The organism is Shimia sp. R11_0 (assembly GCF_017744035.1).
Taxonomy (GTDB): domain Bacteria; phylum Pseudomonadota; class Alphaproteobacteria; order Rhodobacterales; family Rhodobacteraceae; genus Shimia; species Shimia marina.
Genome location: NZ_JAGHQY010000004.1, coordinates 417,628 through 443,998, shown reverse-complemented (window position 1 = coordinate 443,998; position 26,371 = coordinate 417,628). Strand labels below are relative to the sequence as shown.

The following is a 26,371-nucleotide window of genomic DNA, read 5'->3' as shown; positions in this document are numbered from 1 at the left end:
GCGTCTGCACCGTTGAGCGCGCCAGCCGCTTGGCCTGTCAGCGTGGAGGTGGATGTTTCGATGGCGGTGAATGCTGCCACTGCGAGGCCAACCACGGCTGCGGTCAGAACAACCCAGTCAACAGTTACGGCGCCGGCTTCGTCTTTGCGGAAGTTTTTGATGAATTTGATCATGGTGTCTCTCCAAAAATAGATGTGTCAGGTGAGCGCGGCAGGATATGTTTTCTGCCTGCGCTCAGAGGGTCTGGACTTAGCTGTCAGCCGCTGCGCCAGGAGCGATGGTTGCGGTTGCGGCGTCTGCACCGTTGAGCGCGCCAGCCGCTTGGCCTGTCAGCGTGGAGGTGGATGTTTCGATGGCGGTGAATGCTGCCACTGCGAGGCCAACCACGGCTGCGGTCAGAACAACCCAGTCAACAGTTACGGCGCCGGCTTCGTCTTTGCGGAAGTTTTTGATGAACTTGATCATAGTGTGTCCCTCCAAAGGATCAGTTGGTTTTGCCACCCTGTCAGGCGTTAGCGGCGTGTCTCTCTCTTGCCTGCCCGACTTGGTATGACAGCAATATCCCCCTCGAATGGGGCGGGAATTGGGCGCAAGTGGTTCCATTTTGGATCAAATGCGAAATGTTGAATTTTCCATGGTAAGTTATTGTTTTTGAATGATTATGATTTTAATTTTGCCTTAACCTTAGTGCTTGCGCTGCATTTGATCTTCACGAATCGCATCCGTTTTCATGGGATTGGGGCCGCGAAACTGGCTTCAAAATGAGAATTCTGCCAAACTCCGCGAAAAGGATCCGAGCAGGGTGTCAATAAATGCGTAAAAACAGTGTATGGGCCTCCTTTGCCCTGTGGTCTCTGTTGGTTTCGACCTTAGCGTTGGGCATCGCCTCTGCTGGTTTGGCTGAGGGGCCCAAGCCGTTTCCTGATTTTTCTGCAAAGCGAGTCACGCCGCCAAAGCCGGGGCAATCCAAGCGCATCACCGTTCAAATCGCACCCAAGGATCCTCTGGCCGTTCAAACACCCGAAGCAGGCACTCCTCAGTCAAAAGGGCAGAAAGCAGCAGCCGTTGTGGCGTGGTTTTGGGAGGATGTGTCTCCTGACTTGGAAGCCAGCGGGCCGGGACGTCTGGAGCCTGCGTTGCAAAGCCTCTCCAATCCACCACAAGGTGAAGCTGTGCCTGCGCCACGACTGGCTACCCTGCAGGGGATCGTACAAGCACATGGTACGGACATTCTGATTGCCACAATCGGCAAGCAGGTTTCTCCGGCTCTGGTGCTCGCGGTGATAGCCGTGGAATCCGGTGGGCGTGTCGAGGCCCAGAGTGGCGCAGGCGCGCAGGGCTTGATGCAATTGATGCCTGCCACGGCGGCCCGTTTCGGGGTGGAGGACAGTTTTGATGGGGCGGCCAACATCGCCGGGGGCGCGTTGTTTCTGGATTCCTTGATGCAGAAGTTCGAAGGTGACCCGATTTTGGTGCTTGCCGGATACAATGCTGGGGAGAATGCGATTGCGGAGCATGGCGGTGTGCCGCCCTATGCGGAGACCCGCGCATATGTGCCCAAAGTGCTGGCCGCGTTTCAGGTGGCGCGCGCGCTTTGCATGACGCCACCTGAACTGATCACAGATGGATGTGTGTTCGCCAAACCATGAGGCCGAGTGGCGCGATGGCTTAACAGGCGTTGCCTCAACAGTTGGGCACGTTGACAGCGAGGCCGCCCAGCGAGGTCTCTTTGTATTTCTCGTGCATGTCCGCACCGGTCTGGCGCATGGTTTCGATCACCGCGTCCAGGGGGACAAAGTGCTCTCCATCGCCGCGCAGGGCAAGCGAGGCCGCAGACACCGCTTTGATCGCGCCCAGACCATTGCGCTCAATGCAGGGCACCTGCACCAGCCCTTTGACAGGGTCGCAGGTCATGCCAAGGTGATGTTCCAGGGCGATCTCTGCGGCATTCTCCACCTGTGCGGGGGTGCCCCCCATCACAGCACATAGTCCTGCGGCCGCCATAGCAGAGGCGGATCCCACCTCGGCCTGACATCCCGCCTCAGCGCCGGAGATGGAGGCGTTGAATTTCACCAGCCCGCCGATCGCCGCCGCGGTCAGCAGGAACTCGTCGATCCGCGAGGAGGTCGCGCCGGGCACGTGGTCCAGCCAGTAGCGGATCACCGCTGGCAAGACGCCTGCCGCGCCATTGGTGGGGGCTGTGACCACTTGACCACCGGCGGCGTTTTCCTCGTTCACCGCCATGGCATAGGCGCTCATCCAGTCATTGATCGTATGTGGCGCATTGAGGTTCATACCACGCTCCGCCTGCAGCGCGTCGTGAATACCTTTGGCGCGGCGGCGCACATTGAGGCCGCCGGGTAGGGTGCCATCGGTGGTCAGACCGCGATCAATGCAGTCGTTCATCACCTGCCAGATACGCGCGCAGCCTTTGCTGAGACTGTCAGAGCATCCGCGTGCCACCTCGTTCGCCTGTTTCATGGCGGCGATGGATTTACCGGAATGCTCCGCCATGTCCAGCATCTCAACCGCGCTTTTGAACGGGTAAGGCACGGGGGCGCCTTCGTCGGTTGCCTTGCCGTCATTGAGTTCTGCCTCGGTGACCACAAAGCCCCCGCCGATGGAATAATAGGTCTCCTGCAGGATCACATCGCCCTGCGCATCGGTGGCCATGAGGATCATACCGTTGGCATGGCCCGGCAGATTGGGGCCGAAGTCAAACTTCAGATCCTCGCGGGGATCAAAATGCAGGGCAGGCAGGCCTTCTGGATGCACAAGGCCCGTGTCGCGGATCTCGGCCAAAGCTGCTTCGGCTTTGTCATTGTCATAGCTGTCAGGTTGAAAGCCAGCCAATCCAAGAATGGTGGCCCGATCGGTTGCGTGGCCGACGCCCGTAAATGCCAGAGACCCATGCAAGCTGCCGCGCAGCCCATGCACCTCAAAGGGAGAATTGCGCAGCACATCCAGAAACCGTGCAGCGGCCACCATGGGGCCCATGGTGTGTGATGAAGAGGGGCCAATGCCCACTTTGAACATGTCAAAGACGGAGAGGAACATTAGGTCGCAGATCCTTCTGGCGGAGTGGCTAGGATGGGGGCGGTGAAGGGGGTTGGGCCAAGCCCTTCTGCATGTTGCGCGGCATATGTGCTGGCACGTGCTTCTGCGCGCAGGCATATTGCATGCAGGGTTGGGTAAGTATCAAGTTGGAACCATGGCTGCTCTGGCATTTCGGCATAGAGCTTGGTCCAGCGCAGCAGGCAGGGCACATAAAGGTCCAGAAGTGTCGGTGTCACATCGCCCGCAAGGCCAGATCTGTCCGATAGCCCTTGTTCCAGAATGTCTAGGTCCTGTTTCAGCCGGGTCTGAAACACGCGGCGCAGTTGCGCCTGATGGTCGGGGTCCGCACCAATGAATTTTTCAGGATAGAAAAAATGGCGCAGATCAATCTGGAAGGTGTTGGAGCACCAGATCATCCATTTCAAAAAGGCCGCACGGTTCTCTGTGCGCGCGGGTGGCGCGAGCTTGCCAGTGGTCTCTGACAGCCAAAGGAGAATCGCAGCGGTTTCAAAGAGGGGGCCGTCTGGTGTCTCCAGAACAGGAATGGTGCCATTGGGATTAAGGGCAAGGTACTCGGGAGACAGTTGTGCGGTCTTGCGCCGATCTACCAGCAGAGTCTCATAGGGCAGACCAAGCTCCTCCAGTGCCAGCCGGATGATCAGCGAGGCATTGTCAGGTGCATAGTGAAGGCGATACGGATCTGTCATACTGAGATTTCTATCGGTCATAGAAACGGGCTGGCGGCGCAAAAGCGACGTTTCCGATAGGAAACACGCAGCTGGGCGCTGGTCAAGCTGCCAAACCCAAGTCTGAAACCCTATTTAAGCCCGAAAAGCGTAGGATCTCTGGGGTTTTCCCGTAATCGGCTCTCGCCCCCGGCAGCCATCTTTTCTATAAAGTGACAAAAGATGCAGGGAGTTGCCACAATGACCGGAGAATTGTCGCCCATCGACAAGGCCAAATTTGTCGCCGCTAAGCGTGCCACCGACTATGTCGAGGATGGTATGCGGGTGGGATTGGGCACCGGATCCACTGCGGCATGGCTTGTGCGCTGCCTTGGGGAAATGGTGCGCGATCAGGGCCTGCGCATCAAGGGCGTGCCCACATCTACACGCACGGCGCAGCTTGCGCGGGAGGTTGGCATTGATGTCATCAGTCTGGATGAGGCCAAATGGCTCGATGTGACGATTGATGGCGCAGATGAATTTGACGCCGATCTCAATCTGATCAAGGGCGGCGGTGGCGCGCTTCTGCAAGAAAAGATTGTGGCCACTGCTTCTGATCAAATGGTTGTGATTGCAGATGTCGGCAAAGAGGTGGAGACGCTGGGCGCTTTCCCCTTGCCGGTGGAGGTGGTGCCCTTTGGTTGGCAGACCACACAGGCCCTGATTGAGGAAACCCTTGTCAGCATGGATGTGCTGGGTCGCTCCAGCACCCTGCGGATGAATGGTGCCGCGCCTTTTGTTACCGATGAGGGCAATCATATTTTAGACCTGCACCTGAACCGCGTCGGTGATGCGCGTCAGCTTGCGTTGGCCATCAACCAGATGCCGGGCGTGGTTGAAAACGGGTTGTTCATCGATATCTGTGATGCCGTAGTGGTCGGCTATGGTGACGGGCGCGTAGAAGTGCGCGATATCAACGCTGGCACAATCGAAGAGGCGATGCTCGACTTCGCGGAAACAGACAACCTGTTCACGGATCTTGTGGACTAACAAAAAGGCAAATCATGTCCTTTGATTATGATCTCTTTGTCATCGGCGGCGGGTCCGGTGGTGTACGGGCTGCCCGCGTTGCGGCGGCCGAAGGTGTAAAAGTTGCGCTTGCAGAGGAAGACCGCTATGGCGGCACCTGTGTGATCCGGGGCTGTGTTCCAAAGAAGCTGATGGTGTTTGCCTCTGAATATGCGGGCATGGTCGAAGACGCTCAGGCCTATGGCTGGGATATTCAGCCGGGCGCATTTGACTGGGACGCCTTCAAAGGTAAGCTGCACGCCGAACTTGATCGCCTGGAAGGCATCTATCGCAATCTGCTGAAAAACAGCGGTGTGGAGAGCTTTGATCAGCGCGCCAAAATGGTGGATGCGCACACGGTTGAGCTGTCAGACGGCACACAGAAAACCGCCAAGCATATCCTGCTGGCCATGGGCGGGCGTCCGGTCTGGCCGGATCTGCCCGGCGCGGAACTGGGCATCAGTTCCAATGAGATTTTCCATCTGGAAAAGCTGCCGGAGAGCATCCTGATTGTGGGCGGGGGCTATATCGCCTCTGAATTTGCCGGAATCATGAACGGCCTTGGCGTTAAAACCACGCAATTCTATCGCGGTGCGCAGATCCTGCGCGGCTTTGACGATGAGGCGCGTGGTCTGGTTGCCGAAGAGATGCGGCAGCGCGGGGTAGATATCCACTGCGGCACCAACGTGCTGGAGATGCGCAAAGAAGGCGACAAGATCTGGGTCAAGGCGACCAACGGCGAAGAGCGTTTGTTTGATCAGGTGATGTTTGCCACCGGACGTGCCCCCAACACCGACAATATGGGGCTGGCGGAGATTGGCGTACAGTTGGGCCGTAAGGGCGAAGTCATCGTGGATGACTATGGTCAGACCGGCGTGCCTTCAGTGTTTGCTGTGGGCGACGTGACCGACCGCGTGAATCTGACCCCTGTTGCCATCCGCGAAGGCATGGCCTTTGTTGAAACCGTGTTCAAAGGCAACCCAACGCCGGTAGATCACGAGTTGATCCCAACCGCGATCTTCACGCAGCCAGAAATGGGCACCGTGGGGCTCAGCGAAGAAGAAGCCGCCGAGCAGGAGCCGATTGAGGTTTACGCCACCAGCTTCAAACCGATGCAGCAGGCCTTCGCAGGCCGTGCAGAGCGCGTTCTGATGAAGCTCATCGTGAGCAAGGCCACCCGCAAGGTGCTGGGCTGTCATATCGTCGCGCCAGGCGCGGGTGAGATGATCCAGCTTGCGGGCATCGCCGTAAAAATGGGCGCAACCAAAGAAGATTTTGACCGGACCGTGGCGGTACACCCCACCATGTCTGAAGAGCTGGTCACAATGAAAGCGCCCGTGCGCAGCCTGTAAGGCGGCATGGGTTGATTTTTCTGGCGTAACCCTCAGGTTTAGAGGGACGCCAGAGACTTATTGAGAAAGGGAAGATCCCGCATGGCAGGAAACAATGGCGGCCCCTGGGGAGGGGGCGGCGGCAACCAGGGCGGCGGCGGAAATCGCGGCAACAACAATGGCGGCGACCAGCGTCCGCCGCAGGGCGACGGGCCACAGATTCCCGACATCGATGACCTGATGAAAAAAGGTCAGGATCAACTGCGCGTCCTTATGGGTGGCCGTGGCGGTGGCGGAGGCCAGCGCAATGGCGGTGGCGCCGGAGGCCAAGGCGGTCCCGGTCTGACCAAAGGCACCGTTGCGATTGGTGCGCTGGTCGCAGCCGGTCTCTGGGCGATGGCGAGCTTTTACACCGTAAAGCCCGAAGAAAAGTCCGTTGAGCTGTTTCTTGGTAAGTATTACGCAACCGGCAACCCGGGTCTGAACTTTGCCCCCTGGCCGCTGGTCACTGCTGAGGTTCTGCCGGTCACCAACGAACAGACCGAAGACATCCCGACCCGTGGCAGCCGCACGGATGGGCTGATGCTGACCGGGGACGAGAACATCGTCGACATTGATTTCCAGGTGGTCTGGAACATCTCTGATCCGGCGCAGTATCTGTTCAACCTGCGTGACCCGCAGGAAACCATCCGTGCCGTGTCTGAATCTGCGATGCGTGAAATCATCGCGCAATCTGAGCTGGCGCCGGTGCTGAACCGTGACCGTGGTATCATCACGGATCGTCTGCTGGAGAGCATCCAGACCACGCTGGACACCTATAACTCCGGTGTGAACATCGTGCGGGTGAACTTTGACGGTGCCGATCCGCCCGAAGAAGTGAAAGACGCCTTCCGCGAAGTGCAATCGGCAAGTCAGGAGCGCGACCGTCTGGAGAAACAGGCAGACGCTTACTCCAACCGTGTGACCGCCGGGGCGCGTGGTGAAGCCGCGCAGATTCTGGAAGAGGCTGAAGCCTACCGGGCGCAGGTTGTGAACCAGGCACAGGGTGAGGCGAGCCGCTTCTCCGCTGTTCTGGGAGAATACGCCAAAGCGCCTGATGTTACCCGCAAGCGTCTTTATCTTGAGACCATGGAAGAGGTTCTGGGTGGCATCGATAAAGTGATCATCGATGAAAACACCGGGGATCAGGGCGTGGTGCCTTACCTGCCGCTGAACGAACTGCGCAAGGGGAACAACTGATATGAAAAAGACAACATATCTTCTGCCTGTTCTGGTGATCATCATTGCCGGCATTCTGTCCTCCCTGTTCATCGTGGATGAACGTCAAAAGGCGCTGGTGCTGCAGTTTGGCCGTGTGGTCTCTGTGAAAGAGGATCCGGGTCTGGCGTTTAAAATTCCTCTGATTCAAGAGGTTGTGCGCTATGATGACCGTATCCTGAGCCGCGAAGTCGGCCCGCTGGAAGTCACCCCGCTGGATGACCGTCGTCTGATCGTGGATGCGTTTGCGCGTTTCCGGATCGCGGATGTCACTCAGTTCCGTCTGGCCGTTGGTGCCGGTGGTGAAGCGCTGGCGGAGCAGCGTCTGGACAACATCCTGCGGGCGCAGACCCGTGAGGTGCTTGGTTCCGTGCGTTCCGATCAGGTGCTGTCCACCGAGCGTGAAAGCCTGATGAACCGCATTCGCGACAATGCGATCTCTGAGGCGCGTTCGCTGGGGCTGGAAGTGATCGACGTGCGTCTGAAGCGCACTGACCTGCCGCCAGCCAACCTTGAAGCGACCTTTGCACGGATGCGTGCAGAACGTGAACGGGAAGCGGCGGACGAGGTCGCCCGCGGTGAAGAGGCTGCACAGCGTAAGCGCGCGCAGGCGGATCGTACTGTGGTGGAACTTGTGTCTGATGCGCAGCGTCAGTCTGAGATCACACGCGGTGAAGCTGACGCGGAGCGGAACGCGATTTTTGCGCAGTCCTTTGGCGCAGACCCTGAGTTCTTTGAATTCTACCGGTCGCTGAATGCTTACCGTGCGGCGTTGCAGTCCGGCAATTCCACAATGGTGCTGTCGCCTGACAGTGATTTCTTCAACTACTTCAAGGATGTGCAGGGCCGCTGATGGTGGAAACTGCGCTTCTGGCCCTCGGGCTGGTCTTGATTGTCGAGGGGCTGGTGTACGCACTGGCCCCTTCGCTTGTTGAGGAGCTTCTGGCAATGCTGCGGGCCATTCCCGAACAGCAACGCCGCTTGGTCGGGCTGGCCGCTTTGGCTTTTGGTCTCTTTGTTGTCTGGATTGCGAAGGCGCTGGGCGCCTGAGCGTATTAGACCGCCGCGCCGTCAAAACGCGCGGCGGTTACTGTTTGTCGAAGTCTTAAGGTCGCTCAATGGCGATTGCGGTGCCTTCCCCGCCGCCAATGCAGATGGCCGCCACACCGCGTTTCAACCCGCGCTTTTCCAGCGCGTTCAGAAGCGTCACCATGATCCGCGCGCCCGAGGCACCAATCGGATGGCCCAAGGCGCAGGCGCCCCCATTCACATTCACAATATCCCGGCTCAGCCCCATTTCATGCATGAACGCCATGGGCACCACGGCAAAGGCCTCATTCACCTCCCAAAGATCCACATCCTCTTTGCGCCAGCCGATTTTTTGCAGAAGTTTCTGCGTGGCGGGCACAGGTGCGGTTGTGAACAGACCCGGAGCCTGCGCGTGGCTGGCATGTCCCACAATATGGGCACGGACATTCAAACCCTGCGCTTTGGCAGCCTCCTCAGCGGCCACCACCAATGCGGCGGCTCCATCGGAGATGGAAGAACTGTTGGCCGCTGTCACGGTGCCATCTTTGCGAAACGCCGGTTTCAGCTGTGGGATTTTCTCCGGGCGGGCATTGCCGGGTTGTTCATCCTCATGAATTTCGACCTCTCCTTTGCGGGTAGAGATCGTCACAGGCGCAATTTCCCCCTCAAAGGCCCCGCTCTTCTGCGCGTCCAGCGCATTGGAGAGCGATTTCAGGGCATAGTCATCCTGTGCTTCGCGTGTGAACTGGAAGCTTTCGGCACAGTCTTCGGCAAAGGTGCCCATCAGGCGTCCTTTGTCATAGGCATCTTCCAGCCCGTCCAGAAACATGTGATCAACCACCTGTTGATGGCCGATGCGCGCGCCACCGCGCATCTTTGGCAGAACGTAGGGTGCATTGGTCATGCTTTCCATGCCGCCTGCGATCATCAGATCCCGATCCCCAAGTGCCACGGCGTCATAAGCCATCATCGCTGCCTTCATGCCAGAGCCGCACATCTTGTTGAGCGTGGTTGCCGGTACCTCTTCGCCCAGACCGCCTTTAAAGCCCGCTTGACGCGCCGGGGCCTGACCTTGGCCGGCTGGCAGCACACAGCCCATGAGAACTTCATCTACGCTTTCTGTGCGCGCATCTGACAGGGCAGCACGAATCGCCGCGCCGCCAAGCTCCGCCGCTTCAACGCCGTCGAAAGCGCCCTGAAATCCTCCCATAGGTGTGCGGGCCGCTCCCGCAATCACAACTTTCCGCATTGCTGTGCTCCTCTTCAGCCACGAAATATTATTTCTCCATGGCCTTGCACGACAATCTTTGCAAGGATGTTACAACCCCCTCCCTCAGGGTGCGCGCTGTGGTAAATCAATCGTTCACAGGGGCGCGCTCACTTCTTGGTAACGATTAGGGGATAGAGTTCGTCTTGGACGAAAGTGAAGGAGAGGTCAGAATGAATCTGTCGAGTAAGACAGAGGGCGATGCTCTGATTGTGTCCGTGCATGAGACGCGGATTGATGCCTCTGTGGCGATTCAGTTCAAAGACCGCATGCGTGAAGAAACGGACGATGTCTCCGGTCGTGTGATCCTAGACCTTTCCGAAGTGGATTTCATCGATTCCAGTGGATTGGGTGCAATTGTTGCAGCCATGAAGCAACTCGGGGGCAGCCATCCTCTTGAATTGGCTGGTCTCAATGAAAATGTTGATAAAGTTTTCCGTTTGACCCGTATGGACACCGTATTCAGAATTCACAATTCTCTCACCGACGCGATTGCTATCTGATCGCTTCGGCGCACTTAAAGGGCACACAGAAGAGTGACCAACCCGCAGGCTGATATTCATATTGAGCTCGAAGGCACACCCCAAGAGGTGCGCAATGCTCTGGAAACGCTTCGGCACAAGCTGACGGCTCAGGAGTTTGCGGCCTGCAATGCCGGTGTGCTTGAAATTGTGCTCGCAGAAGTGCTCAACAATGTTGTCGAACATGCGCTGGCCGGGCGTCAGGATGGGCAGATTGTGATTGCCTGTAATTATTCCGATCACTGCTGGTTTGTTGAGGTGCGCGACAATGGCGCACAGATGCCTGAAAATAAATTGCCAGATGGTCAAATGCCTGATCTTGAACGCGATCTCTCCGATATGCCTGAGGGCGGCTTTGGGTGGGGCCTCGTGCGTTCTCTGGCACAAGATATCGACTATCAGCGGCGTGCCACAGGGCATAATCGCCTGAGTTTCCGCGTCCCGGATTGACGCTTCCCTCCCGCATTACATCATCACATCCCCGCACGCGGTTCCATCTTGTGGATTTGCGCGCTTGCATCGTTTGCTGGCCTGATTAAAGTTCACATGTGAACAAAGGAGGCTCCTGCATGCGCGATTTTCATTTCCCCGGCCGCTCACCTGTGATGGCCACCAATGGCATGTGTGCCACCTCTACGCCATTGGCCGCTGAAGTCGCCGTGAGCATTCTGCGGCAGGGGGGCAATGCAATGGATGCGGCCATTGCTGGCTCTGTGCTGCTCGGGATTTGCGAGCCTGCGTCCACGGGCATTGGCGGGGATTGTTTTACTCTGGTGTCGCCTGCTGGGAGTGATGAGGTTCTGGCCTTCAATGGATCAGGCCGTGCGCCACAAGCGGCCAAAGCAGAAGATCTGCGGGCGCGAGGGCTTGAGGCTGTGCCGCTCTTTGGGGTTGAGGCCGTGACCATTCCCGGCGCGATTGATGGTTTTTGTGCTCTTTCTGAAAGATTTGGCAAGCTTGGCATCGCCGACAGCCTCGCTCCGGTCATCCATTACGCCGAAGAGGGCATTCCGGTGGCCCCAAGGGCGGCCTTTGACTGGCAGTCCTGCCAAGACAATCTGCAAGGCCATGGCCGCCGTCACTATCTCAAAGAGGGCCAGCCTTTGTCCAAAGGAGATATTTTCCGCGCGCCAGGTCAGGCTGAGGTGCTGCGCCGTGTCGCCGCACAGGGGCGGGATGCCTTCTATACCGGTGAAATTGCCGAAGACATGGTCAACACTTTGCGGGCGATGGGCGGCGTGCACACACTGGAGGATTTTGCGGCCACCAAGGGCAATGAGACGATGCCGATTGGGGGCACGTACAAAGGCGTGGAATTGTTGGAGCATCCGCCCAACGGCCAAGGTGCCACGGCGATCCTGCTGCTCAATATCCTCAAACATTTCGATATCGCCGCCATGGATCCCTTTGGCGTGGAACGCACGCACATTGAGGCAGAGGCCGCCAAATTGGCCTATGACGCGCGGGATCGGCTGATTGCGGATCCAGATCACACCATCCGCACGGCGCATATGCTGTCTGAGGAAACAGCTGCAAAGCTCGCGGCCCTGATTGATCCCAAACGGGCCATGCCCGCTGCGGCCCCGCTCACCGAAGCGGTGCATAAAGACACGGTCTATCTCTCCGTGGTGGACAAAGATGGCATGGCAGTGTCGATGATCTATTCGATTTTCCATGCCTTTGGGTCCGGCATTGCCTCTGATAAATTTGGCATTCTGATGCAAAACCGCGGCGGAGGGTTCACGCTCCAGGAGGGGCATCCAAATGAAATGGCCGGGGACAAACGCCCGATGCATACGATCATTCCCGGCATGGTGCGTCGCAATGGCCGCGTGGAGATGCCCTTTGGGGTGATGGGCGGGCATTATCAGCCCAACGGCCATGCGCGTGTGCTTTCCAACATGGAGGACTTTGGCATGGATCCGCAGACCGCGCTGGATTCGCCGCGCTCTTTTGTGGAGGACGGCGTATTGAAGCTGGAGCGTGGCTATGGGGCTGAGGTCAAGCAGGCCCTGACCGATATGGGCCACAAGGTGGTGGTGCCGGATGCGCCAATTGGTGGGGCGCAGGCGATTCGCATTCATGAAAGCGGCGTGCTGGAAGGCGCGTCTGATCCGCGCAAAGACGGCGCCGCGATAGGATACTGACACATGGCCATCACCCCCATCAAAGAGCTTGTCGACGCGGCCAAATCTGAAATTCGCAGCCTCAGCCAGAAAGAGGCTGCCGCGATGGTTGCGGCGGGCGAGGCCCTGTTTGTGGATATTCGTGATCCAAGGGAGCTTGAGCGCGAAGGCCGCATCGCAGGTGCATTTCACGCGCCGCGTGGCATGTTGGAATTTTGGATCGCCCCTGACAGCCCGTATCACAAACCAGCGCTTGCCACAGATAAGACACTGATCCTGTTTTGTGCCAGCGCATGGCGATCTGCGCTTTCGGTCAAGGCGCTGCAAGACATGGGCGTGACCAATATCGCCGAGATGGAAGGCGGCTTCTCAAGCTGGAAGACACGTGGCGCTCCGATTCTGGAGAGCTGAAAAAAACGCCGGCTGCAGAGGTCGGCGTGTCTTCATCGTGATCTGGTTAGTTCAATGCGTAGTGCAAAGGATAGGCACCATCTTCAAACGGCCCAAACATCTCATCCAAGTCCGGATGACTCACTGGTTCACCGGAATAGTCTGCGATCAGATTCTGCTCAGACACATAGGCCACATAGTAGCTTTGGTCATTTTCGGCGAGCAGATGGTAAAACGGCTGATCCTTCACGGGACGGCTGTCCTCAGGGATGGCCTCATACCATTCTTCGGTATTGGAAAACTCTGGATCCACATCAAACACAACGCCGCGAAACGGATGTTTGCGGTGACGGACGACCTGACCGAGGTAATATTTTGCACGTGTTGTAAGCATGTATTGCAGCCCCTACTCCTCAAAGTTAGACCCTGCAAGGGGGCTTTGTCCAACTTTCGGCGATTTTTAGCAGGAAACAGTCTGTGAACTTGATCTTAACAGTGTTGGAAATCGTGGCGCCAGTCTTCTTGGTGGCTGGGGTCGGTTTTGCTTGGGTGAAGGCGGGATTTGAGTATCGCATTCAATTTGTTACGCGACTTGGCGTGAACTTGGCTGTACCCTGTCTGATCTTCACGGCGCTGATGAAGTCTGATGCGGATCTCAATGAATTGGGGCGGCTGACACTTGCAGGATTTGCAGGATATTTGCTGATTGGCGCTGTGGGTTGGAGCCTTTTGAAGCTCTTGAAGCTCGATATCCGGTCCTATCTCGCGCCGTTTATCTTCGGAAACACCGGTAATCTCGGCGTGCCCATGGCGCTTTTTGCCTTTGGGCAAGCGGGGCTTGATGGGGCGGTTGTGCTCCTGTCGATCACTGCGCTTCTGTCCTTCACATGGGGGATCTGGCTGGTCGCAGGGGAGGGGGCCCTTGGCAAAATGGCGCAGGAGCCCATGATCTGGGCGACCCTGCTGGGCGCGTTGTTTTTGGCCATGGGCTGGGAAACGCCGGGTTTTGTGACCGACACGCTGGAACTGATCGGGCAGATGGCGATTCCTCTGATGCTGCTCACGCTTGGTGTGGCCGTGGCGCGCCTGACACCGGGCCGGGTTGTTACCGCCGTTGGGCTGTCCATTGTGAAGTTCGCCCTGTGTGCTCTGATCGGTTACGCCATGGCACGTGCCTTTGGCTTGAGTGGGGCGTTGTTTGGTGTGTTGGTTTTGCAAATGGCGATGCCCGTTGGCGTGAGCAGCTATTTGCTCGCGGAGAAATACGAAGCGGATTCCGGCGCAGTTGCAGGTTTTGTTGTGGTTTCCACGCTTGTATCCGTGATCGGATTGCCTCTGTTGCTCACGATGCTTGTCTAGCCAAGTAAATGTGATTGTCGCCTCTTGCGGATATCGGCTAGTCTACAGAAAAACAAAATATAGCGAGAGGCAGATGAGCAGACTTCTCTTCGCGTTGGTGATGTTGGCATTTGTTGCGGCCTGCGGCGGCAAAGATACCAGTGCGCCGCGCAATTTGGACAACGCGTGTGCGATTCTCAAGGAGAAGCCGCACTTTAAACGTGCATTCACAGCCACCAAACGTAAGTGGGGCGTGCCTGTGCACGTTCAGATGGCGGTGTTGTATCAAGAAAGCAAATTCATTTCCAACGCCCGGACGCCGCATAAATATGCGCTGGGCATTCTGCCGATGGGGCGTCAAAGCAGCGCGTATGGCTACGCCCAAGCGCTTGACGGCACATGGGATGAATACCGCCGGGAGACCAGAAACCGGGGCGCGCGCCGCGACAATATCAAAGACGCCTCAGACTTCATGGGCTGGTATTTTCACCAATCGCGTGATCGCAATGGCGTATCGCTACACGACGCGCGTGCGCAGTATCTTAATTATCACGAAGGGCATACGGGATACGCACGGGGCACATATCGCAACAAGGCGTGGCTGATGCGGGTTGCGGATGATGTGGCCAGCCGTTCGGCGCGGTATCAGGCACAACTGAAGAGCTGTTCACGCATCTGGTGAGCCTGAGGCGGAACTTAACAGAAAACGGGCGTCCCATTGGGGCGCCCTTTGTGTTTTGGGGGGATTGTGAAGGCCATTTGGCATGCTGACCAGGGCCTTAATTTGGTGGGTTGACATTTCTGACAAAAATAATCAGAAATAAGTCAGCGCTCCGGAATGGAGCATCCCAACGTAGATTTTGGAGAGTCCAAATGACCATGCAAACCCAAGCCGCTGATTATGTGAACGCCCTGCCTGTACATGACGCCCGTATCCTGACTGGTGAAAATGGACTGGCCCATATTCGTCTGAACGACCAGCTTTATACGCTGCGCATCACCCGCGCGGGCAAACTGATCCTGACCAAGTGAGCTCTGCCATGTCGGTCGGAGCACAACGGGTTGGCTGGATTGATGATCTCGGGCATGTGGAGCGCTTTGCCGTGCGTTGGCTGCGCCACTGGGAGCGTGATCCCAGCGGCCAGGCACAGCTGCAAGAGGCTCTGGCCACTGGCTTTGGTGAGGCGCGTGCGCGCAATGTGACAGCTGTTTTTGCTGACCTCATGGAGCTGGCAAATGTATACGGGCGTCGCAAGCTGTGTCGGCACGCCTGCCATTGTCAGTGTCTTGGCGCAGATGAGGCAATTTTCGCCCATCTTGTGGAGACCGCAGCGAATGGCGATGCAGAGGATGCCGCCATGTTGGCCGCTCTGATGGTGCGTCCGGATATGGCCATGTGTTTCGCCGGTCTTGCCGCCGAGTTTGGCATGGCAATGGCGGCACTGGCGCGATCCCTGCCGGCCCGCCCCAGCCGCCCGTCGGCTCAAAGCGCCTCACGCCCGGACTCCCCTGCGAAACAAATGATGAGCCGCATGCTGCACTGACCGGCTCTGTCACAAAGCTTTGGGTTGTGCGCCTCAAAAGCGGCCATGACCCAAAATTGCCTTGCGAATAAAGGACTATTTGGTCCACAATTTCACACAGGCTCACGCGCAATTGTGCCGATGAAGCAGGCGCAAGGTTGCACTCATTCCCCTAAACGCACATGTTTTACCCAGAAGCCGACGCGCTGTCGGCCCGTTGTGAAACACCAAAGGAGAACCGATCGTGTTTTCTGACACTTTTACGGACAGGCGTCCGAACGCATCCGCTGTACGGATGCTTTTTCTCGCGTTTGTGAGCACTGTCGTTGTCTTGGCGCAAGCCGTGACCGCACAGGCCCGCCCCGAAAGCTTTGCGGATCTGGCAGAAAAGATCAGCCCCGCAGTTGTGAATATCACCACCTCCACCGTGGTCGAAGGCCGTACAGGTCCTCAGAACATCGTGCCCGAAGGCTCGCCGTTTGAAGATTTCTTTCGCGAGTTTCAGGATCGTCAGGGGAACGGAGAGCGCCCCCGCCGCTCTTCGGCACTGGGCTCGGGCTTTGTGATCTCTGCGGATGGTTTTGTTGTGACAAACAACCACGTCATTGAAGGCGCAGATGAAATTCTGGTGGAATTCTTCGAAGGGGGGGAGCTTCCTGCCAAGGTGATTGGCACGGACAAGAACACCGACATCGCCTTGCTGAAAGTCGAATCTGACGAGCCTCTGGCGTTTGTCGAGTTTGGCGACAGTGACAAGGCGCGCGTGGGGGATTGGGTGATTGCCATGGGCAACCCGTTGGGACAGGGCTTTTCTGTCTCAGCCGGTATCGTGTCTCAGCGTGGCCGTGCGCTCGCCGGTGCCTATGACGACTACATCCAGACCGATGCAGCGATCAATCGGGGCAACTCCGGTGGCCCACTGTTTAACATGGATGGCGAAGTGGTTGGCGTGAACACGGCGATCCTGTCCCCCAATGGCGGCTCCATCGGCATCGGCTTCTCTATGGCCTCCAATGTGGTGACCCGCGTTATCGACCAGCTGCAGGAGTTTGGCGAAACCCGCCGTGGCTGGCTGGGTGTGCGCATTCAGGATGTGACCGAGGACATGGTGGAGGCCGTTGATGGTCTGCAAACTGCTTCCGGCGCCATGATCACGGATGTGCCGGAGGGCCCCGCCATGGAGGCCGGGATGCAGGCCGGTGATGTGATCATGACCTTTGATGGTCGCACTGTCGAAGATGTGCGGAGCCTTGTGCGCAGCGTTGGCAACACCTCCGTTGGCAAGACCGTGGATGTTGTGGTGCTGCGTGGCGGTGAAGAGGTGACGCTGGCTGTGACGCTGGGCCGCCGCGAAGAAGCCGAAGGTGCGGTGCCTGCAAGCCAGCCTGTGCCCTCCGAAGATCCGGTTGAGAAAGAGATTCTTGGTCTGACCGTGTCTGTGCTTACGGATGACATGCGCGCCGAGATGGATCTCCCTGACAGCACCGAAGGACTGCTGGTGAGTAATGTGGATGAACTCTCCAAAGCCTATGAAAAAGGGCTGCGTGCCGGGGATGTCCTGACCGAAGCAGGCCAGCAGAAGCTGCGCTCTGTGGCAGATCTCGAAGACCGCATCGAAGAAGCCACAGAGGCTGGTCGCAAATCCTTGCTGCTCTTGGTGCGCCGGGCAGGGGAGCCTCGTTTCGTGGCCCTCAATATCGAAGAGTAAGCTGACATCTTATGAAAAAAAACGACGGGCGCCTCCGAAGGGGGCGCCCGTTATGGCAATCCGCCACTCGGCGTGCGCGTTGCGGCTGGCTGTTTGAGAGCCTGTCCCAGTAACGGTCAATTAAGTGACGGTGAGCGAGAGGGTCAAACCGTGTCTCTGGGTACGGCGACGAGGCCGAGGCGACGGGCACTTTCCATGGAGAGGATGGCACTGTCGAGGCCGCCAGTGTTCTGATAGCGTCGGATAGCGGCGCGGGTGCGCCCGTCTCGCGTGCCTGTGACGGGCCCGTAATAATGTCCCCGGACCTTGAGCGCGCGCTGAAGAGAGGCTGTGAACTCTTCGGTCCAGATCTCCTCGCAGGGGCTCTCAAACCACAGCTCCCGCCGCTCTTTGAGAATGCGCTGTTGTGTCTCTGTGCGAAAAATCCCCGGTGACAGAACCGTGCCATCGGCCAGAACTTCTGGCGGTTGCACCATGATCTGCTCACTGACGGTTTCCACAACGGCAGGTGTCACATCCCGCCCCCAGCAGCTTCCGGGCCTCGCCCCGGGGGGGGCTCCGGCATCCTCTGCGCGCAGAATTTCTGGTTCACTGAAGGCCGCAAGATAGGGCGCATCGGCAATGGTTTGTTGACAGCCGCTCAGGCACAGCGTGGATGTGAGCGCTGTGACGGCAAAAACCGATCGTGCGACAAAATATGCGGGCATGCTCGCGCCTCATGTGTTTTGCCCGTTGTAGCGCCTTTTGTCGCGCAGCGAAACTCTGTCATGTTGTTGAGAGCAGGGCTCTTCTGGTGCAGGCCGTTGTGGCGTTCCAATGCGGGCCACAGAGGGGACTACGCAACATTTGAGGGAACAAATGAAGAAAATCTGCGACCTGTCGCAAGGGGACATAACAGATGTCGCAAAAGGGGGTGGAAGCAGCAGCCCCCCTTGACTAACTAGAAATGCGAACAGTTTCACCTAGAGGAGCCAGACATGGCAAAAATCACCTATGTCGAGCATAACGGAACCGAACATGTTGTAGAGGTCGCCAACGGGCTGACCGTCATGGAAGGCGCGCGCGACAACAACATTCCGGGCATTGAGGGCGACTGCGGCGGCGCCTGTGCCTGTTCGACCTGCCATGTCTATGTGGATCCGGCCTGGGTGGAGAAGATCCCGGCCAAGGATGACATGGAAGAAGACATGCTGGATTTTGCCTATGAGCCCGATCCTGCCACCTCCCGTTTGACCTGTCAGATGAAAGTCACAGACGCCATGGATGGTCTGGTTGTGAAAATGCCAGAGAAGCAAATCTGATGGTGAGGAAGGCGCGCCGTTGCATGCGCCGCGCATGGCCAGTGCTGTGCGCGGGGCTGATGGTGGCGGGGGCGCCTGCCACAGCAGAAATCACTGCTGCCCGCTATCAGCAGGAAACCACGCGCTACGCCCATGGCGTGCTTGGAGATGCGATTGAATATGGCGCTCTGGAGTTGACCTTGCAAAACGGCCAGCGCCTTTTGATCACCTTGCCCCAAGAGCGTGTGTTTGAGGACATTGCGCCGCGCCTCTTCGATATGGATGGGGACGGCGCCCCCGAAGTGATCGTCGTGGAAAGCAGTCAGAGCGCAGGGGCGCGTCTGGCAATCTATGATGCCAAAGGGCTGCGCGCCGCCACGCCCTATATCGGCCAGCGCAATCGCTGGCTTGCCCCCATCGGGGCCGCAGATCTGGACAGCGACGGCGCTGTCGAGATCGCCTATATTGACCGGCCTCATCTGGCCAAAACCCTGCGAGTCTGGCGCTTTCAAGACGATCAGCTCACCGAAGTGGCCAGGCTGACGGGGCTGACCAATCACCGCATCGGTGAGGATTTCATCTCCGGCGGCATCCGCGATTGCGGTCAGGGGCCTGAGATGATCACGGCAGACGGCGCCTGGCGCAGTGTGGTTGCCACCCGCTTTGACGGCACGGGGCTGAGCAGCGAGACACTCGGCCCTTTCACCGGTCAGGCCGCTTTCGCAGCCGCGCTCACATGCGCCTCCCGCTGATTTCATATGGCCAGATACATCCCAAGGTGAATTGATCGCCGCGCGCGCAAGAGGGGCTGGCTCCCCTGCCTCTACCGCATCGTGCCATCACTGGCGGAATAGATATGGCGCGTGCCAATGGCACCCAGCGACTGAAACAGGCTTGTAGTGTTGGAGACGCCAAACTTCTTGAGCAACTTGCCCCGGTGGACTTCAACCGTACGGTTGCTCATCTCTAGCTTGAGCGCGATTTCCTTGCTGGTCAGCCCTTCCGCCAACAATGAAAACACTTCCCGTTCGCGTCGCGTAAGTGCCTGATAAGGGCGGGTGTCGGAAATGTCGGCAAAGCTCCAGACAGCGCGCTGCAAAGGGTCTTCCGGTGTGAACGTATGGCCGCGCACCCGACACCAGAACATCTCACCACCGCGCCGCATCATAACGCGTTCATCCCAATAGAAGTTGCCCTCTCGCAGCTCCTGGACACCGCGATTGCGAATATTGGTGAATTCTTCCTGGGTGGGATAGAGAATGGCAAAAGTGCTGTCTTTGAGCGCCGCGCGCTCATAGCGGAACATCTCCGCGAAAGTGTCGTTGCAATCCCGGATGACCCGGTTTTCCGTCACCACGATGCCCACGGGCGCGAAGCTGAAGGCCAGCTCCACAAAATCGCCCGAGGCGTAGGCCTCTGCCACCGAAATGGTCATGTCTTCTCCCCCTGATTGTGGGGAGGATAGGGCGCTGCTCCTCTTGGTGCAACGCCCGCACTACTACCTACCCTCGGCTCAGAGCGCGCGCCAGCCGATGTCGCGGCGGTAAAACCCACCGGGCCAGTCAATCGCATCGACCATCGCATAGGCCCGGTCGCGCGCCTCCTGAAGACTCGCCCCGCGTGCCGTAACGTTCAAAACACGGCCTCCGCTGGCTGTGATCTGCCCATCTTTGACGGTGGTGCCTGCGTGAAACACCATGTTTTTGCTGTCCTGTGGCAGCGCGTCCAGCCCGCCAATCACAGAGCCTTTTTCATAGGCACCGGGATAGCCATTCGCCGCCATCACCACGGTGATCGCATGATCATCGGCCCAGTTCACCTGCGCCTCATGCAGGCGTTCTTCGGCTGCAGCCTGCATCAGATCCAGCGCCTGCGCGCCAAGACGCATCATCAGCACCTGACATTCCGGGTCGCCAAAGCGCACGTTGTATTCCACCAGTCGGGGCTGACCGTCTTTGATCATGAACCCGGCATAGAGCACCCCTTGGTAGGGCGTGCCGCGCTTGGCCATCTCATCAATGGTGGGTTGCACAATCTGATCGAGCGCTTTCTGGGCTACATCATCTGACAGGACCGGTGCTGGCGAATAGGCCCCCATGCCGCCGGTGTTGAGCCCCGTGTCACCTTCACCCACACGTTTGTGGTCTTGCGCGGTGCCAATCGGCAGCGCGGTCTTGCCGTCACACAGAATGAAGAAAGAGGCTTCTTCCCCCTCCATGAATTCTTCGATAACCACTTCGGCACCGGCACCGCCAAAGGCGCCACCGAACATGTCATCTACCGCGTCCAGCGCGGTTTGCAGATCCATCGCCACAATCACACCTTTGCCTGCGGCCAATCCGTCTGCCTTCACCACAATCGGCGCGCCTTGGTCGCGGATATAGGCTTTGGCCGGCTCTGCATCGGTGAAATGGCCGTAAGCTGCGGTGGGCGCGTTGGCGGCGTCACAGATTTCTTTGGTGAAGCTTTTGGAGGCTTCCAGCTTGGCTGCCGCTTGTGAAGGGCCAAACACCAGCACGCCTGCCTCGCGCAGCCGATCTGCCACGCCTGCGGCCAAGGGGGCTTCTGGTCCGACAATGACAAAATCAATCGCATTGGCGGCCACAAAGGTCACAACCTCCGCGCCATCTTCGATGTCAAAGCTTGCGCATTCCGCAATCTGCGCAATCCCCGCGTTGCCCGGCGCGACAATCAATTTATCGCATTTGGGGTTCTGCATCACTGCCCATGCCAGCGCATGCTCACGTCCACCGCTGCCCAGAATAAGAATGTTCATAATGCCGCCTTCCGCTTGGCCTCCGCTTGTGGGCGTTCTAAGGTGGGTGCGCACAGGAAACAAGGGAACTGAGCGCCGCATCCATGTCAGACCTGATCGACGACCCGAGAGAGGGCGAAAACGCTCCGGAATTTAGCGTCACCGAATTGTCCGGGGCGATCAAGCGGATGATTGAGGGCGAGTTTTCCCATGTGCGCATCAAAGGCGAGGTGGGGCGTGTGTCCTTCCCGCGCTCCGGCCATGTCTATCTTGATCTCAAAGATGATCGCTCCGTGATTGCCGCCGTGATGTGGAAAGGCGTTGCCGCCCGTGTCACCACGCGCCCCGAAGAGGGTATGGAAGTGGTCGCCACCGGGCGTCTCACCACCTTCCCGGGTCAGTCCAAATATCAATTGGTGATTGACGACATCAAACCGGCAGGTGTGGGTGCGTTGATGGCGATGCTGGAAAAGCGCAAAGCCATGTTGCAGGCCGAGGGCCTCTTTGCGCCTGAGCGTAAGAAGCCTCTGCCATATCTGCCAGAAATCATCGGTGTGGTGACATCGCCCAGTGGGGCGGTGATCCGCGACATCTTACATCGTCTGCGTGATCGTTTTCCACGCAAAGTCCTGCTGTGGCCGGTGGCTGTTCAAGGGGAGCAATGCGCGCCGCAGGTGGCCAATGCCATTGAGGGCTTTAACAAGCTCACGCCCGGCGGAGCCATGCCGCGCCCGGATTTGATCATTGTGGCGCGTGGCGGTGGCAGTCTCGAAGATCTCTGGGGCTTTAACGAAGAGGTGGTGGCCCGCGCGGCGGCTGCCTCTGACATTCCGCTGATCTCTGCGGTGGGCCATGAAACCGACACCACATTGATTGATTTTGTGTCTGACAAACGGGCCCCCACGCCTACGGCGGCGGCAGAGCTTGCCGTACCGGTGCGGCTTGAAATGCTGGCGTGGGTGGAAGAGCAGGGCGCACGCCTGACACGTGGGTTGGAGCAGGGTTTGCGCCAGCGGGATCAACGTCTGCGCGATCTGTCGCGCGCTCTGCCGCGTGCAGATGCGCTGCTGCAAACACCACGCCAACGGCTCGATACCGCCGCAGATGCCTTGCCACGGGCCTTGCAATCGGGCGTGCAGTCGCGTCGGGTGGCTCTGGCTGAGAAAAGTGGTGGCCTCAGCGACAGAACCCTGCTGCGGATGATTGAAATTCAGCGCCAGCGGCTGGGCCGCTCTGCGGACCGCCTGTCCCCTGAGGCGCTTGGGCGTGACATTCGCCAAAAGAAAGACAAGCTTCAGAGCACGGTGCAGCGGCTCCAGTTTCTGGGGGAACGCCAGACCAGCAAGCTGCGCGGTCAGTTGGACAGCCTCGCAGGGCTGGCAGAGGCTTACAGCTATACCAATACCTTGCAGCGCGGCTTTGCCTTGGTGCGGGGGGATGGTGGGCTTGTCAAAACGGCAGAAGCCGCACGCGCGGCGCAGGTTCTGGAGCTGGAATTTGCGGATGGCCGTATGACCGTCGGGCAGAGCGACACGCCAGCGCCACCTGCAGCGCCTGCCAAACCTGCGGAAAAACCCGCGCCCAAGGCCAAAACGCCGCCTCCAGAGCAGGGCAGCCTGTTTTAAACGTCACACGCCCACGTCCGGTCCCAAGCAAATCATCTCGTCACCGGCGGCTTCCAGTTCATAAAGCACAGTCCCGTCAGGGTCGTTTTCAAACTTCGCTGTCAGCCCGTCGGCCCCTGCATAAAAGCTCCAGCATTGCGGGGCTGTGGTGTCCTCATAGAGAAAGCAGATCTGCCCGCTGTCTTCATACCAGAAGCCGTCTTTGCATTGATGCGCCCCATCCAGGAAAGACCAGCGCACGCGGCGGTTAGGCAGATATTTTTCCACGCCGTATTTGCCGCCATCGGCCTCAAAGAAAAGCGTCTTGCCTGCGGTGTAGGCTTCAAACTCCGCAGCCGTCATCGCCTCTTGGGCAAGAGCCGGACCGCTCAACAAGCTGGCCAGAAAAATCCATCGTGTCATCATGGCCCCATGCTGCCTTAGCTTGCATGGTCAATCCAGCCTTATGATTGGGATGCGCGCAGTTTTGCCACGCGCGGGTCCATCACCCGCCGCCACATGCGCGGCCAGAGGGCCAGCGTGGCCATCAGTGGTAGCGAGCGTGGCAGGATTGGCATGCTGACCTCGTCCAGTTTGAGCGCAGGGTAGTCGCGGCTCGGCGTGGTGTGATGGTCAGAATGGCGCGGGGCATTGAGCATAAGGGCGGAGGTATAAAGCTGCGGCGCGTTCCAGCTGTGTTTGGGGCCTACTGGTTCTGGTTTGCCATTTTCGCGCATGTCGCGGCGCAGGCCATAGTGTTGGACATAGTCTGACAACAACAGCTGCATCGTGCCATAACTTGCCAGCGCGATATAGGCCACGACAGCCGCTGCCCCGCCCACAAACGCTGCCAGCACCAGACATCCTGCGGCCCCTCCGACATAGAGTACATAGGGGTGCAGCCCCAATGCCCGCGCGCCGGCGCGCCCGCGCAAGGTGTTTTCCGCCTTCAGCCCCGCTGTGAAAGACCCGATCCAGGCGCGTGGCCAGAACTGATAAAAGCTCTCTCCATCCCGCGCGCTGTTTGGATCCCGCTCCGTTGCCACCCACACGTGATGCACCTTGGTATGTGCCGAGGTATGATGCCCAAACAGCAAAGAGATATAGACCCACATGCCCAATCGGCGCGGCAGGCGGGCAGAATTGTGGATCAGCTCATGGGCATTGGCATTGCTCACCTGCCCAAAGAAAAGACCAAACGCCAGAAAACAGCAAAGCTTCGCGCCAAGACTTATGCCGGTCAGCCCAGCCAGCGCGCCCACTGCGATCCCCATCAGGGGAAAATGCGCCAGCCCCAAAAACAGCGACAGTCTAAGGCCAGAGGGAAACTCGCCATCCCCCCCGGTCTTTGCCGCAGCACCCTGCACAAGCCGATCCATCACATGCACAAGCAGGCTCATATACAGCAGCGCTGCCACGGTCCAAGGGCCGCCCATCAGCCCGGCCAGCGCCAAAAGCACCACGGGAATCGTTGTAGCGATCCAGAACCAGACCATGATATATTCCCTCCAAGGCGCTGCGGTCTTTCACCGTGCCGGAAAATTATCCGTAGCTTGCGGCACAGCAAAGCCATGCGATACGGATATTTCCAGAGATTGCACATTTTTCTTAGGGAATCTTATTGACTCGGCCCAAACCATCTTTAAAAGGCGGGCTTCAAGAGATTTACACGGGGAAACTGTACCCCGCGCAGGAGAAGCACAATGGCGAAGCCGACGACCATCAAGATCCGTCTGAACTCGACAGCGGGCACTGGCCATTTCTACGTGACCAAGAAGAACGCACGTACCATGACCGAAAAGATGGTCGTACGCAAATACGACCCGGTGGTGCGCAAGCATGTCGAGTACAAAGAAGGTAAGATCAAATAAGATCCCCCTCTGAGACACATGCAAGAGCCGCGCCAGACCAAGGCGCGGCTTTTTGCTTTGAGGGGAGCCGCGCCTGAAAAAAACACCAGAACCGTTTTCTTCAGGAGGGTCCCCCATGCCCCGCCCATTCTTTATTCGCCCCGCATCCAGTGATGATAGCGCGGCGCTTTCCAACCTCTATCAGAGGTCCTATCCCGAGCTGCTGCCTGCGGATTATTCCGATGAAGTCTTGGCAGGAGCTTTGCCGCTTTTCGAAACTGCCCAGACCGCGCTCTTGTCCTGTGGGACTTATTTTGTAGCGGAATGTGCCGAGACGGACGCTATTGTCGGGGCGGGCGGTTGGACCGATCTCTCCCCCTCCCGTGGCGTCAGTGGTACAGACCTTGGGCATATGCGCCATGTTGCCACCCGCCCAGATTGGCTGCGGCGTGGCGTTGCGCGGGCGCTGATTGATGTTGCCTTGGCTTCTGCTGAGGCGCATGGCATGCGCCAGATGAGCTGCATGAGCACCTACACTGCCCGCCCCTTTTATGAGGCCATGGGGTTTGAAAAGGCTGCTGAGGTGGAATTGACACTCGCACCCGGGGTACATTTTCCAGCCGTGCAGATGACCCGCCGCCTTGCGGATCCGTGCTTGGCCTGACGCGGGTAGGAGGCGTTTTGCGCGCCTATTAAGGTGTTGTAGTGGTAAGAAAAAAGGCCGGTCACAATGACCGGCCTTTTCCTGTTTCATATCTGTTTGGCTTACTCGCGGTTGCCGAACAGCTGCAGCAGCATCATGAACATGTTGATGAAGTTCAGATACAGGCTCAGGGACCCCATGATGGCGGATTTGCTCAGCCACTCGCTGTCGCCGTGGTGGGCGTGTGCGAGATAGGTGTTCTTGATGTTCTGCGTGTCATAGGCGGTCAGGCCAGCGAAGATCAGAACGCCGATCACAGAGATCGCAAACGCCATGGCGGAAGACGCCAGGAAGATGTTCACGATGGACGCGATGATCAAGCCGATCAGACCCATGATCAGGAAGGTGCCGATTGGGCCAAGGTCACGCTTTGTGGTGTAGCCATAGAGCGACAGGCCAGCAAAGGCGATGGCGGTGATCAGGAAGACCTGAATGATGGATTCGCCGGTGAACACCAGGAAGATCGAGCTGATCGACAGGCCCATCACGGCCGCGAATACGTAGAACACCAGCTGTGCCGCAGAGGCGGACATGCGGTTGATCGCGGCGCCAAAGCCAAAGACAAACAGCAGCGGTGCAAACATGATCACCCACTTCAGCGGGGAGCCATAGATCGCGTAACCAAAAGAGGTCAGATATTTGTCTGCGCTGATCTGCGCAGTCGCACCGGACGGATCTGTGGTCACGGCCAGACCGGAAATGGCCCATGCCGCCGCAAAGGTGATCAGCATGCCCACGGACATTGTGCCGTAGACTTTGTTCATGTGGGCGCGCAGGCCCGCGTCAATATCTGCTGTGCGCGCGCCAATGCCGCTGCGCAATGTGTCGAATTCAGCCATCAAAGCCTCCGAGTTACCTTTCTTGTACCCAAAACAACGGTTTCGGGTGTTTCACGGCTA

General features: G+C 58.3%; 31 protein-coding genes. 20 read left to right on the top strand and 11 right to left on the bottom strand.

The window, feature by feature from the left end; all coding sequences use genetic code 11:
- Positions 1-249: 249 nt before the first annotated feature.
- Positions 250-465 carry a hypothetical protein gene (locus J7382_RS11435; RefSeq protein ID WP_058239504.1) on the bottom strand — a complete coding sequence of 72 codons (216 nt, stop codon included), beginning with the start codon at positions 463-465 and terminating at the stop codon, positions 250-252.
- A gap of 347 nt (positions 466-812) precedes the next feature.
- Here J7382_RS11435 and J7382_RS11430 point away from each other — a divergent pair, with 347 nt between their 5' ends.
- A complete protein-coding gene (locus J7382_RS11430) occupies positions 813-1,649 on the top strand; it encodes a lytic transglycosylase domain-containing protein (RefSeq protein ID WP_209069143.1) in 837 nt (278 codons plus the stop codon).
- A 34-nt stretch (positions 1,650-1,683) separates the two neighbouring features.
- Here the strand turns inward: J7382_RS11430 and J7382_RS11425 are convergent, their stop codons facing one another.
- Positions 1,684-3,057 carry an L-serine ammonia-lyase gene (locus J7382_RS11425; RefSeq protein WP_209069142.1) on the bottom strand — a complete coding sequence of 458 codons (1,374 nt, stop codon included), beginning with the start codon at positions 3,055-3,057 and terminating at the stop codon, positions 1,684-1,686.
- Positions 3,057-3,764: a glutathione S-transferase family protein gene (locus J7382_RS11420; protein ID WP_209069141.1), complete on the bottom strand. Its 708-nt coding sequence runs from the start codon at positions 3,762-3,764 to the stop codon at positions 3,057-3,059. The genes J7382_RS11425 and J7382_RS11420 overlap by 1 nt, the downstream gene beginning before the upstream one ends.
- Positions 3,765-3,983: 219 nt before the next feature.
- Here J7382_RS11420 and rpiA point away from each other — a divergent pair, with 219 nt between their 5' ends.
- The 5 genes from rpiA to J7382_RS11395 all read left to right on the top strand — a co-directional run bounded on the left by rpiA (position 3,984) and on the right by J7382_RS11395 (position 8,428).
- Positions 3,984-4,772, top strand: coding sequence for a ribose-5-phosphate isomerase RpiA (rpiA, locus tag J7382_RS11415; protein WP_058239500.1), 789 nt, complete (start codon positions 3,984-3,986; stop codon positions 4,770-4,772).
- Positions 4,773-4,786: 14 nt separating this feature from the next.
- Entirely contained in the window at positions 4,787-6,142 is a 1,356-nt protein-coding gene (gor, locus tag J7382_RS11410) for a glutathione-disulfide reductase (RefSeq protein ID WP_209069140.1), read from the top strand.
- Positions 6,143-6,223: 81 nt separating this feature from the next.
- Positions 6,224-7,360, top strand: coding sequence for an FtsH protease activity modulator HflK (hflK, locus tag J7382_RS11405; protein WP_209069139.1), 1,137 nt, complete (start codon positions 6,224-6,226; stop codon positions 7,358-7,360).
- 1 nt (position 7,361) lies between these two features.
- The gene (locus J7382_RS11400) at positions 7,362-8,231 is read left to right on the top strand and encodes a protease modulator HflC (RefSeq protein ID WP_209069138.1); all 870 of its coding nucleotides are present in this window, start codon (positions 7,362-7,364) and stop codon (positions 8,229-8,231) included.
- Positions 8,231-8,428, top strand: a complete 198-nt coding sequence (locus tag J7382_RS11395) for a DUF2065 domain-containing protein (RefSeq protein WP_209069137.1) — start codon at positions 8,231-8,233, stop codon at positions 8,426-8,428. The genes J7382_RS11400 and J7382_RS11395 overlap by 1 nt, the downstream gene beginning before the upstream one ends.
- A 55-nt stretch (positions 8,429-8,483) precedes the next feature.
- Here J7382_RS11395 and J7382_RS11390 read toward each other — a convergent pair whose 3' ends face one another.
- Positions 8,484-9,656 carry an acetyl-CoA C-acyltransferase gene (locus J7382_RS11390; RefSeq protein ID WP_209069136.1) on the bottom strand — a complete coding sequence of 391 codons (1,173 nt, stop codon included), beginning with the start codon at positions 9,654-9,656 and terminating at the stop codon, positions 8,484-8,486.
- 191 nt (positions 9,657-9,847) lie between these two features.
- Here J7382_RS11390 and J7382_RS11385 point away from each other — a divergent pair, with 191 nt between their 5' ends.
- The 4 genes from J7382_RS11385 to J7382_RS11370 all read left to right on the top strand — a co-directional run bounded on the left by J7382_RS11385 (position 9,848) and on the right by J7382_RS11370 (position 12,732).
- Positions 9,848-10,177 (top strand): STAS domain-containing protein, encoded by a 330-nt coding sequence (locus tag J7382_RS11385; RefSeq protein WP_209069135.1) that lies wholly within the window; start codon positions 9,848-9,850, stop codon positions 10,175-10,177.
- A 33-nt stretch (positions 10,178-10,210) separates the two neighbouring features.
- Entirely contained in the window at positions 10,211-10,645 is a 435-nt protein-coding gene (locus tag J7382_RS11380) for an ATP-binding protein (protein ID WP_058239493.1), read from the top strand.
- A gap of 119 nt (positions 10,646-10,764) precedes the next feature.
- Positions 10,765-12,342, top strand: coding sequence for a gamma-glutamyltransferase (gene ggt, locus J7382_RS11375; protein WP_209069134.1), 1,578 nt, complete (start codon positions 10,765-10,767; stop codon positions 12,340-12,342).
- Between the two features lie 3 nt (positions 12,343-12,345).
- Positions 12,346-12,732, top strand: coding sequence for a rhodanese-like domain-containing protein (locus J7382_RS11370; protein ID WP_209069133.1), 387 nt, complete (start codon positions 12,346-12,348; stop codon positions 12,730-12,732).
- Between the two features lie 46 nt (positions 12,733-12,778).
- On the opposite strand, the gene hspQ is transcribed toward J7382_RS11370, so the two are convergent.
- A complete protein-coding gene (gene hspQ / locus J7382_RS11365) occupies positions 12,779-13,105 on the bottom strand; it encodes a heat shock protein HspQ (protein ID WP_058239490.1) in 327 nt (108 codons plus the stop codon).
- Positions 13,106-13,188: 83 nt separating this feature from the next.
- Between hspQ and J7382_RS11360 the strand changes: the two genes are divergently transcribed.
- The 5 genes from J7382_RS11360 to J7382_RS11340 all read left to right on the top strand — a co-directional run bounded on the left by J7382_RS11360 (position 13,189) and on the right by J7382_RS11340 (position 17,280).
- The gene (locus J7382_RS11360; RefSeq protein WP_209069132.1) at positions 13,189-14,070 is read left to right on the top strand and encodes an AEC family transporter; all 882 of its coding nucleotides are present in this window, start codon (positions 13,189-13,191) and stop codon (positions 14,068-14,070) included.
- Positions 14,071-14,143: 73 nt separating this feature from the next.
- The gene (locus J7382_RS11355; RefSeq protein ID WP_209069131.1) at positions 14,144-14,731 is read left to right on the top strand and encodes a lytic transglycosylase; all 588 of its coding nucleotides are present in this window, start codon (positions 14,144-14,146) and stop codon (positions 14,729-14,731) included.
- A 191-nt stretch (positions 14,732-14,922) separates the two neighbouring features.
- On the top strand, positions 14,923-15,081 hold the full coding sequence (locus J7382_RS11350; RefSeq protein WP_209069130.1) for a hemin uptake protein HemP: 159 nt from the start codon (positions 14,923-14,925) through the stop codon (positions 15,079-15,081).
- Between the two features lie 8 nt (positions 15,082-15,089).
- The gene (locus J7382_RS11345) at positions 15,090-15,593 is read left to right on the top strand and encodes a hypothetical protein (RefSeq protein ID WP_209069129.1); all 504 of its coding nucleotides are present in this window, start codon (positions 15,090-15,092) and stop codon (positions 15,591-15,593) included.
- Between the two features lie 274 nt (positions 15,594-15,867).
- The gene (locus J7382_RS11340; RefSeq protein WP_209069162.1) at positions 15,868-17,280 is read left to right on the top strand and encodes a Do family serine endopeptidase; all 1,413 of its coding nucleotides are present in this window, start codon (positions 15,868-15,870) and stop codon (positions 17,278-17,280) included.
- Positions 17,281-17,423: 143 nt separating this feature from the next.
- Here the strand turns inward: J7382_RS11340 and J7382_RS11335 are convergent, their stop codons facing one another.
- Positions 17,424-17,987: a peptidoglycan-binding domain-containing protein gene (locus J7382_RS11335; RefSeq protein WP_209069128.1), complete on the bottom strand. Its 564-nt coding sequence runs from the start codon at positions 17,985-17,987 to the stop codon at positions 17,424-17,426.
- Positions 17,988-18,257: 270 nt separating this feature from the next.
- Between J7382_RS11335 and J7382_RS11330 the strand changes: the two genes are divergently transcribed.
- Both J7382_RS11330 and J7382_RS11325 read left to right on the top strand, forming a co-directional pair.
- Positions 18,258-18,581, top strand: coding sequence for a 2Fe-2S iron-sulfur cluster-binding protein (locus tag J7382_RS11330; RefSeq protein WP_058239485.1), 324 nt, complete (start codon positions 18,258-18,260; stop codon positions 18,579-18,581).
- A 23-nt stretch (positions 18,582-18,604) separates the two neighbouring features.
- Complete coding sequence (locus J7382_RS11325; protein WP_209069127.1) at positions 18,605-19,312, top strand: VCBS repeat-containing protein; 708 nt, start codon at positions 18,605-18,607, stop codon at positions 19,310-19,312.
- Between the two features lie 71 nt (positions 19,313-19,383).
- Here J7382_RS11325 and J7382_RS11320 read toward each other — a convergent pair whose 3' ends face one another.
- Both J7382_RS11320 and purD read right to left on the bottom strand, forming a co-directional pair.
- Positions 19,384-19,995 carry a LuxR C-terminal-related transcriptional regulator gene (locus J7382_RS11320; protein WP_209069126.1) on the bottom strand — a complete coding sequence of 204 codons (612 nt, stop codon included), beginning with the start codon at positions 19,993-19,995 and terminating at the stop codon, positions 19,384-19,386.
- A 78-nt stretch (positions 19,996-20,073) separates the two neighbouring features.
- A complete protein-coding gene (purD, locus tag J7382_RS11315; RefSeq protein ID WP_209069125.1) occupies positions 20,074-21,336 on the bottom strand; it encodes a phosphoribosylamine--glycine ligase in 1,263 nt (420 codons plus the stop codon).
- Between the two features lie 83 nt (positions 21,337-21,419).
- Here purD and xseA point away from each other — a divergent pair, with 83 nt between their 5' ends.
- Complete coding sequence (gene xseA, locus J7382_RS11310) at positions 21,420-22,940, top strand: exodeoxyribonuclease VII large subunit (protein WP_209069124.1); 1,521 nt, start codon at positions 21,420-21,422, stop codon at positions 22,938-22,940.
- 3 nt (positions 22,941-22,943) lie between these two features.
- On the opposite strand, the gene J7382_RS11305 is transcribed toward xseA, so the two are convergent.
- Entirely contained in the window at positions 22,944-23,342 is a 399-nt protein-coding gene (locus tag J7382_RS11305; RefSeq protein WP_209069123.1) for a hypothetical protein, read from the bottom strand.
- 41 nt (positions 23,343-23,383) lie between these two features.
- Positions 23,384-24,415: an alkane 1-monooxygenase gene (locus tag J7382_RS11300; protein ID WP_209069122.1), complete on the bottom strand. Its 1,032-nt coding sequence runs from the start codon at positions 24,413-24,415 to the stop codon at positions 23,384-23,386.
- Positions 24,416-24,622: 207 nt separating this feature from the next.
- Here J7382_RS11300 and rpmG point away from each other — a divergent pair, with 207 nt between their 5' ends.
- Entirely contained in the window at positions 24,623-24,790 is a 168-nt protein-coding gene (gene rpmG / locus J7382_RS11295; RefSeq protein WP_007814563.1) for a 50S ribosomal protein L33, read from the top strand.
- Positions 24,791-24,905: 115 nt separating this feature from the next.
- Complete coding sequence (locus J7382_RS11290) at positions 24,906-25,433, top strand: GNAT family N-acetyltransferase (protein ID WP_209069121.1); 528 nt, start codon at positions 24,906-24,908, stop codon at positions 25,431-25,433.
- Between the two features lie 101 nt (positions 25,434-25,534).
- On the opposite strand, the gene J7382_RS11285 is transcribed toward J7382_RS11290, so the two are convergent.
- The gene (locus J7382_RS11285; protein ID WP_209069120.1) at positions 25,535-26,311 is read right to left on the bottom strand and encodes a Bax inhibitor-1/YccA family protein; all 777 of its coding nucleotides are present in this window, start codon (positions 26,309-26,311) and stop codon (positions 25,535-25,537) included.
- Positions 26,312-26,371: the final 60 nt, after the last annotated feature.